Below are 1,504 nucleotides of genomic sequence, written 5' to 3' on the forward strand. Positions count from 1 at the left end.
CCACGAACACCACGGAACCGACGGAGAAGAAGCGGATGAGCGTGAGCGACCAGGGTGCCACCGTGTGGCTGACCGGGCTGCCCAGCGCGGGGAAGACCACCATCGCCCACGCGTTGGCCGAGCGGCTGCGCGCCGAGGGCCATCGGGTGGAGGTCCTCGACGGTGACGAGATCCGCGAGTTCCTCTCCGCCGGGCTGGGTTTCTCCCGCGAGGACCGGCACACCAACGTCCAGCGGATCGGCTTCGTCGCCGAGCTGTTGGCGAGCAACGGCGTGAAGGCGCTCGTACCGGTGATCGCGCCGTTCGCGGACAGTCGTGAGGCCGTCCGCAAGCGGCACGCCGTCGAGGGCACCACCTATCTGGAGGTGCACGTCGCGACCCCGGTCGAGGTGTGCTCCGTACGTGATGTGAAGGGCCTGTACGCCAAGCAGGCGGCGGGCGAGATCTCCGGTCTGACCGGGGTCGACGACCCGTACGAGGCCCCGCAGTCCCCGGACCTCCGTATCGAGTCGCACACGCAGACCGTCCAAGAATCCGCAGCGGCGCTGTTGGCGCTGCTCGACCAGAGGGGCCTCGTGTGACCACCGTCGTTCCCCTGCACCAGCCCGTGCGGGACCTGAGCCACCTGGACTCGATGGAGTCGGAGGCGGTGCACATCTTCCGTGAGGTGGCGGGGGAGTTCGAGAAGCCGGTGGTCCTGTTCTCCGGCGGCAAGGACTCCATCGTCATGCTGCACCTGGCGTTGAAGGCGTTCGCGCCGGCGCCGGTGCCGTTCACACTCCTGCACGTCGACACCGGGCACAACTTCCCCGAGGTCCTGGAGTACCGCGACCGCACCGTCGAACAGCACGGCCTGCGCCTGCACGTCGCCTCCGTCCAGGAGTACATCGACGCCGGGAAGCTCCGCGAACGCCCCGACGGCACCCGCAACCCGCTGCAAACCCTCCCCCTCACCGAGGCCATCCAGCGGCTGCGGTTCGACGCCGTGTTCGGCGGCGGCCGCCGCGACGAGGAGAAGGCCCGCGCCAAGGAACGCGTGTTCTCCCTGCGCGACGAGTTCTCCCAGTGGGACCCCCGCCGCCAGCGCCCCGAACTGTGGCAGCTCTACAACGGCCGCCACGCCCCCGGCGAGCACGTCCGCGTCTTCCCGCTCTCCAACTGGACCGAACTCGACGTGTGGCAGTACATCGCCCGCGAGGGCATCGAACTGCCCGGCATCTACTTCGCCCACGAACGCGAGGTGTTCTCCCGCAACGGCATGTGGCTCACCGCCGGCGAGTGGGGCGGCCCCAAGGAGGGCGAGACGCCCGAGAAGCGCCTCATCCGCTACCGCACCGTCGGTGACATGTCCTGCACCGGCGCCGTCGACTCCGACGCCGCCACGCTCGACGCCGTCATCGCCGAGATCGCCGTATCCCGCCTCACCGAGCGGGGCGCGACCCGCGCCGACGACAAGATGTCCGAGGCAGCGATGGAAGACCGCAAGCGCGAAGGGTACTTCTAG

Annotated in this window: 2 protein-coding genes; both read left to right on the forward strand. The window is 69.5% G+C overall.

What is annotated here, in order from left to right; translation table 11 throughout:
- Positions 1-35 precede the first annotated feature (35 nt).
- Positions 36-581 carry an adenylyl-sulfate kinase gene (gene cysC / locus NOD94_RS41075; RefSeq protein WP_281211344.1) on the forward strand — a complete coding sequence of 182 codons (546 nt, stop codon included), beginning with the start codon at positions 36-38 and terminating at the stop codon, positions 579-581.
- On the forward strand, positions 578-1,504 hold the full coding sequence (cysD, locus tag NOD94_RS41080; RefSeq protein ID WP_281211343.1) for a sulfate adenylyltransferase subunit CysD: 927 nt from the start codon (positions 578-580) through the stop codon (positions 1,502-1,504). Before cysC ends, cysD begins: the two co-directional genes overlap by 4 nt.

Origin of the sequence: Streptomyces sp. Isolate_45 (assembly GCF_024721315.2) — a bacterium.
Classification (GTDB): domain Bacteria; phylum Actinomycetota; class Actinomycetes; order Streptomycetales; family Streptomycetaceae; genus Streptomyces.

What these genes read in the sequence shown, in the direction of transcription:
- cysC (WP_281211344.1), top strand. Translation starts at nt 36, where the DNA reads ATGAGCGTGAGCGACCAGGGTGCCACCGTGTGGCTGACCGGGCTGCCC.